The sequence below is a fragment of the Limimaricola cinnabarinus genome (assembly GCF_002723615.1).
Lineage (GTDB): Bacteria > Pseudomonadota > Alphaproteobacteria > Rhodobacterales > Rhodobacteraceae > Limimaricola > Limimaricola cinnabarinus_B.
In genome coordinates, this window is record NZ_KZ304997.1 from 1 (window position 1) to 6,972 (window position 6,972).

Here is a 6,972-nt window from a genome sequence, read left to right on the forward strand (position 1 = left end):
TCTTTAACGAGTGCTGGCCTGGCTCGACTCCCTCGGGGCCAGGCCGTTTCTCCCGCCCTGACACATCCAAGTCCGGCGACGCTCCTTCCTCGGCTAACCCGGTATTGCAGGTCCCAAGGCTTTGCTCTCCTGGGACCCTCCCCTCGCTCGATGCGCTTGCAACAGGCGACCGTTCGCCCCATCGCCTTTCTGCAATAGGTAGCTCCAGCGTGCTTGGGATCTCAAAATGTTCTGATTGTGGGTTGGCGTAGAGTTGTATTCGCTGTTCCCGAATGAACCAGCTGCCTCAGTCATCGGGTTTACCGAGCCGTCCTGCCCTGCTCGATCACTGCCTGTCGATCGATCTCGAGGTCAATCCGAGGACCGCGGAGGTCTTCGCCTTCGCAGCTGTGCGCCATGACGACCGACCGGCCATCCGCTGCGCGGCGGGACAGCTGCAAGCGGGGCTGGATCGTCTCGAGGCCGCGCTCGATGGCGTCGCCCACCCGATCGGGCACAACCTCCTGCAGCATGACCTGCCCCATCTCGCCGCGCTGAGGCTCCGCCTCTCCAGACTGATGCAAGCGCCGATCGACACGCTCTGGCTGAACCCTCTCGCCTTCCCCCGGAACCCCTATCACCATCTGGTCAAGCACTACCGGGACGGAAAGCTGCAGGCCGGCCACGTGAACGATCCTGAGCTCGATGCCAGGCTGGTGTTCCAAGTGCTGACGAACCAGCTCTCGGCACTCACCGAGCTGAACGCCGAGACCCCCGATGCCCTTGCCGCCTACCACTGGCTTTGCACAAGGCGGGACATGGCGGCCGGGTTCGACGCGGTCTTCCGGGAGGTGAGAGGCGCCGTGGTGCCCGCCGAAGACGAGGCTTTCGCTGCCATCCGGCGCCTCGTCGAAGGCAAGGTCTGCACCAAGAGGCTCGAGCAGGTTCTTGGCCGGCTCGCCACGCCCGAGCTCGGTTGGCCCATGGCCTACGCGTTGTCGTGGATCTCGGTCGCGGGCGGTGACTCCGTCATGCCGCCTTGGGTCAGGGCACAGTTCCGGGAAGCCGCGCTGATCGTGCGGCATCTGCGGGATACGTCTTGCAAGGAGAGCAGCTGCGGTTGGTGCGCCGAGAAGAACGATCCGGTTCGCGCCTTGCAGCGCTGGTTCGGCTTCGAAGCCTACAGGCCGCAGCCTGTCGACGAGGACGGGCGCTCGCTGCAGGAGCGGATCGTCGGCGAAGCGATGGGTGGGCAAAGCCTGCTTGGCATCCTGCCGACCGGTACCGGCAAGTCCGTCTGCTACCAGATCCCGGCCCTGTCGAAATTTGACAAGACCGGTGCGCTGTCGGTCGTCATCTCGCCGCTGGTGGCCCTGATGTCCGACCAAGTGCAAGGCATGGAGCGGGCCGGGATCTCTTCGGCGGTGACAATCAACGGCATGATGTCGATGCCCGAACGCCAGGATGCGCTCGAGAAGGTCCGCATGGGCGAGGCGTCGATCCTGATCATTTCGCCCGAGCAGCTGCGGAGCACCTCGATCCGCTCGATCCTGCAGCAGCGCGAGATCGGCCTTTGGGTCCTGGACGAGGCGCACTGCATTTCGAAATGGGGACATGATTTCCGCCCGGACTATCGCTACGTGGCGCGCTTCATCAAGGAGCATTCGGGAGACGGCCCCCCTGCCCCGGTCCTGTGCCTCACGGCCACCGCGAAGCCCGAGGTCGTGCGCGATATCCGCGAGCACTTCGAAACGCGCGTCGGCGTCGAGCTGATGCTTCTCGATGGTGGTGCCAGCCGGACCAACCTGACCTTCGAAGTGCGCCCCACCCGCAAGGAAACCAAGCTCTCCGACGTCTTCGAGGTGATCTCCGAGATGCTGCCCGCCGAAGGACGCTCCGGAGCGGTCGTCTACTGCGCCACGAGGTCCTCGACGACCCGTGTGGCGGACTTTCTGAAGGCCCAGGGGATCGCGGCCGAGCACTTCCATGCCGGCCTCAGCCCGGACGACAAGAAGGACGTGCAGGAACGCTTCCGGGTCGGCGAGCTGCGGGTCATCGCGGCCACGAACGCCTTCGGCATGGGGATCGACAAGCCCGACATTCGCCTCGTCGTGCATAGCGACATCCCCGGCTCGCTCGAGAACTACCTTCAGGAGGCCGGTCGGGCCGGCCGGGACCGGGCTGACGCGAACTGCGTGCTGCTCTATGCCAGCGACGACGTGGAGCGGCAGTTCCAGTTGTCCGCGCGTTCGCGACTGGCACGACACGAGATCGGTGCCATCCTGAAGGCGCTCCGCCGGATCGACGACCGCACCCGAAAGAGCGGCAAGGTCGTGGCCACCTCCGGCGAGATCGTTCGCGAGGAAAAGGACCGGGAGTTCGAACGCGACAGCGCGACCGACGACACCCGCGTGAAGACGGCGGTGTCCTGGCTCGAGGAAGCGACGCTGTTGTCTCGTGAGGAAAACCGAGTCCAGATCTATCCGTCCTCGCTGAAGGTGCGAACGCTCGACGAAGCCGAAGCCCGGTTGAGAGACGCGCAGATCACCGAGGCGCGACGGCAGGTGCTGATCTCCCTCGTTCGCCACCTGATGAGCGCCGCCGTGGACCGGGGCATCTCCACGGACGAGCTTTGCGGCGCGAGCGGGATCTCGCCCGGCCACCTCACCAAGGCCATGGCCGATCTCGAAGCGCTGGGGATCGCCCAGAACGATCTCGCGATCACGGTCTTCGTGCATGTCGGCGTCGAGGGGCACTCCGCATCGCGGCTGGCGACATCGTCCGAGCTGGAAGACGCGCTGATCGCCCAGCTCCGCGAGATGGCCCCCGACGCGGCGTCATCCGAGCCCCTGCCACTGCACCTGTCGGAAAGCTGTCAGGTCCTGCGCGACGCGGGTCACGGGGAGGCGCGTCCCGACATCATCGAAAAACTGCTCCGGGGCATGGCACGCGACGGGAGGGATCAGGACGGCGGGCGCGGCAATATCCGTCTGCGCAAGGCCTCGCGCAACACGCTCGGGATCACGTTGGAGCGGTCCTGGAGCGCCGTCGGCCGGACGGCCGAGCTGCGATGGAAGGCGGCCGCGATCCTGCTCGAATGGCTGACGGAGAAGGTGGCCAAGGGGGTGCGCGGCAAGGACATCCAGGTCGAGACCACGATCGGCGACCTGCTGGCCGCGCTGACGGCCGACATCGAGCTCAGGTCCAGCGGCATCAAGGACATGACCAAGCTGATGGAGCGGACCTTGCTGTGGCTGCACGAGCAAGGCGTCGTGACGCTGGGCAAGGGGCTGACGGTCTTCCGGCCGGCGATGACCGTGCACCTGAACCCCTCAGGGGGACGTTTCACCCAAGCCCACTTCCTGCCACTCGAGGAATACTATGCCGAGCAGACGGTCCAGACCCATGTGATGGCCGCCTATGCCGAGCGCGGGCTCGAGGCCATGGAGGAGGCGCAGCGACTTTCCGCGGACTACTTCGTTCTCGAGAAAGACAGCTTCCTGCGACGCTGGATGCCGGACCGGGGCCAGGAGATCCGAAGACAGACCACGAGTACTTCCTGGGCATCCATCGTCGATGCCTTGGCCAATCCGGTGCAGCAGGCGATCGTCACCGACACGCGTGAGCAGACCAACGTCCTTGTGCTCGCCGGTCCCGGTTCGGGCAAGACTCGCGTGCTGGTCCACCGCATCGCCTATCTGCTGCGCATGAAGCGCGAGGACGCGCGTGGCATCCTGGTGCTGACCTACAACCGCCACGCCGCAACGGAGATCCGGGCGCGGCTGCGTCATCTCGTCGGCGAGGATGCCAATGGCGTGACGGTCTCGACCTGCCACGCGCTCGCCATGCGACTGGTCGGCGCCAGCTTCGCGGGGCAGAAATCGGAGGGGCGGGACTTCGACGGCATCATCATGGACGCCGTGCGGCAGCTGAACGGCGAAGGCCTGAGCCGGGTCGAGGCCGAAGCGCAGCGCGATGCGCTCATCCAGGGCTACCGATGGATCCTCGTCGACGAATACCAGGACATCGGAGCGGAGGAATATGCACTGATTTCGGCCGTGGCCGGCCGGTCGCTCGAGGACCCGGATCTGCGGCTCAGCCTCTTCGCGGTCGGTGACGACGACCAGAACATCTACGCATTCGCCGGCGCCTCGATCGACTACATCCGCAAGTTCGAAGAGGACTACCGCGCGCGCCCCGAATTCCTGACGGAGAACTACCGCTCGACCCGCCACATCATCGAAGCGGCGAACGCGGTCATTCTGCCGGCCGCGGGCCGCATGAAGGCCGGGCACGACATCACCGTCAATCGCGACCGGCTGATGGAGCCCGCCGGTGGCCCCATGGCCCGGCATGATCCGGTGGCGCAGGGGCGCGTGCAGCTGCTGGATGCGCCTGCGGGCGACATCGCGCAGGCCATGGCCGCACTCGACGAGCTGATCCGGCTCTCGGCGCTCGACCCGGACTTTCGGTGGGACCGGTGCGCGATCATTGCCCGGGAATGGCGACGGCTCGAGCCCGTGCGCAGCTATGCCGAAAGCCGCGACATCCCGGTCGAGCTGGCCAACGAGCATCTGCCCAACATCTGGCGCCTGCGGGAGATGCAGACCCTGGTCTCGAGCCTGCGTGGTGCCCGAGGAGAGCTCATCACGATCGAGGGCCTGGTCGCGTTGCTGAACAGACAGCCCCCGAACCGCTGGACCGATCTCATCGCCGAAGGGATCGCCGCACTGGCGCGCGAGTTGGGGACCGGCGCAATGCCGGCCCTCGACATCGTCGAATGGCTGGCCGAATGGTCGCGGGACACCCGCGGCGAGCAACGAGGCCTTCTGCTTCTGACCGGCCACCGCGCGAAGGGGCTCGAGTTCGACCACGTGGTCCTCCTCGACGGCGGCTGGGAGCACAGATCCCGGGGCGAGGATGAGGAGGCACCGCGCCGCCTGTTCTATGTCAGCATGACGCGCGCCCGAAAGACGCTTGCCGCGACGACCGCCGGTACCCATCGATTTTTACAGGGCCGAGACGACATCGTCCTGCGCCGCCGGGTTTCCGTAGACCTGCGACATGCGGCCCCCGCACCGCGGCACTATCAACTGCCGAGCCTCGAAGTCGTCGACCTGTCCTATGCAGGGCGGTTGAGCCCGTCGCATGCCGCCCATGATGCCATCGCCTCGGCGCAGGTGGGCGATGAGCTTTGCCTCGCCGCCGAAGGCGATCGATGGATGCTGTATGATCGGAACAACCGGCCGCTCGGGCGCATGGCCAGATCGTGGCAGCCGCCAGAAGGTACGGTGTTTCTCAAGGGCACGGTCGGTGCCGTCGTTCGTTGGCGGAAGAGCGACAACGACGAGCACTACCAGCAATGGATCAAGCGCGAGGCGTGGGAGACGGTCCTGCCGGAGCTGGAATTTCGCGCAGGGCCGGTGTGACCTGAAGCCTGCATGCCGTCCGAGTCGGGAGTTGCGATGAAAAGCGCTGCCCGCAGCGGCTTGGTCATGTCCCGGGGTTCTCCAATCGCTTCCGTCAAGGCCGGGACCTCGAATGCTTCCGTGCTGCGTGTCGGGCTTTTCGGTTCACGTCGCGGTCGCTGCCTGAACACCGTATGTTTGCGCTCAGGGTCAGGTGGATCGATGTGGTGTGGGTTGCGAAACTCAACCTGAACCGAGGGATGACCCCATCACCAAACCCCTGATGGACCTGAGAGTGCTTATCGAAAGAGCGGGGACGCGGGTTTTCTTTGGAAGAGGATCGGCTTTGCGCCGCCCGGGCCGCCTCGGGCGCGTTCTCGAGCTGCCCCTGCCCCGTCCTGTACAGATCGCGGGCATGCTGCACCATCACCTGGGCCGCGACCTGGCCGATCTCGACCTGCTGCCGCTTGCCCGTCGGGCGACGGGGCTCTCGGCAGCCGACATCGCCGCGCTCATCCGGCAGGCGAGGTCCGCGGCGCGGGCGGACCGGCGAGCGATCGATGACAGGGATCTGCAGCGGGCGCTTGATGGCCTGCGGCCGCAGGGCTGCGCGCCGCATCGAAGGCGCATTGCGATCCACGAGGCGGGGCATGCGCTGGCGCATCATCTGCTCGGCATCACCCGCCCCACGGCAATGCGGCTGACGGTTGATGGCGGCATGGTCGAGGTCGAGCCGCTGATCGAGCCGCAGACGCTGGCGCAGTTCGAAGCCCGGCTGCAGACGCTGCTCGCGGGTCGGGCTGCCGAGCGGCTGCTCTTCGGCGACGTTTCGGCAGGGGCGGCGGCGGTGAAGAGAGCGACCTGGCCCTGGCGACGGAAACCGCGCTTCGGATCGAGACCGTGTTCGGCCTGGGCGGCCAGGGGCCGCTCTGGATCCCGACATCGGCCGCGCCTCTTTCGCTCGACCGCGCCCTTCGGCGCGGGTCCGGGAGCGGCTGGAGACGGTCGAGGCCGCGACCATATGCTTGCTCGAGCCGCATCTGGACCGGCTGCGGCACCTCGCCGAGAGGCTGATGATCGAGAAGGACATTGAGGGCGGGGCGCTGGAAATGCTGCTTGTTGCTGAGCCGACCGCCCCCCTGTTCCGGGAACGGGTGCTGCCAATCATGACCTGCTGACAGGATGGCCGCCCGGGGGTGTTTCCCCGGGCGGCCATCGTCTTGCACACCCAGTCCGGTCTCTTTCCATCAGTCGGTCCGCAGCGGCAGCCAGCAGAATTCTTGCCCCTCGCTGTCCAGCACACGGCTGTTGTCCGGACTGCCGGGACGGCAGTACGTGTCAAGCAGCGCGTCCATGTCGCCGTTCTTCGTGATGAGCCCGCTCCAGGCCCCGAAGTCCTGGCGGGCCAGGATCCCTTCCCACGAGGCGGCCATGGTCAGGCCGTGGGCGCGCCCCAGGTAGAACCCGGCAGCACCGCCGAGGCCGAGCATGATGGCCATGCCGAGGGCGATCCATGCGGCGCTGGCCCACAGAAGTCGCCGCTGGACCCGCTCCATGATCGCCATCAGGTGGCGCTCGGCCTCCT

Annotated in this window: 3 protein-coding genes; 2 read left to right on the plus strand and 1 reads right to left on the minus strand. The window is 66.6% G+C overall.

The genetic code is table 11. The features are described 5' to 3' along the window. The first annotated feature begins 272 nt into the window (after positions 1–272). Complete coding sequence (locus CJ301_RS18045) at positions 273–5,408, plus strand: RecQ family ATP-dependent DNA helicase (RefSeq protein WP_099278734.1); 5,136 nt, start codon at positions 273–275, stop codon at positions 5,406–5,408. 394 nt (positions 5,409–5,802) lie between these two features. After that, complete coding sequence (locus CJ301_RS18050) at positions 5,803–6,480, plus strand: hypothetical protein (RefSeq protein ID WP_162620622.1); 678 nt, start codon at positions 5,803–5,805, stop codon at positions 6,478–6,480. Positions 6,481–6,634: 154 nt separating this feature from the next. Here the strand turns inward: CJ301_RS18050 and CJ301_RS18055 are convergent. Then, positions 6,635–6,972, minus strand: a 338-nt coding sequence (locus tag CJ301_RS18055; protein ID WP_162620623.1) for a hypothetical protein, incomplete at its 5' end; no start/stop codon positions are given.

What these genes read in the sequence shown, in the direction of transcription:
- CJ301_RS18045 (WP_099278734.1), top strand. Translation starts at nt 273, where the DNA reads ATGAACCAGCTGCCTCAGTCATCGGGTTTACCGAGCCGTCCTGCCCTG.
- CJ301_RS18050 (WP_162620622.1), top strand. Translation starts at nt 5,803, where the DNA reads ATGCTGCACCATCACCTGGGCCGCGACCTGGCCGATCTCGACCTGCTG.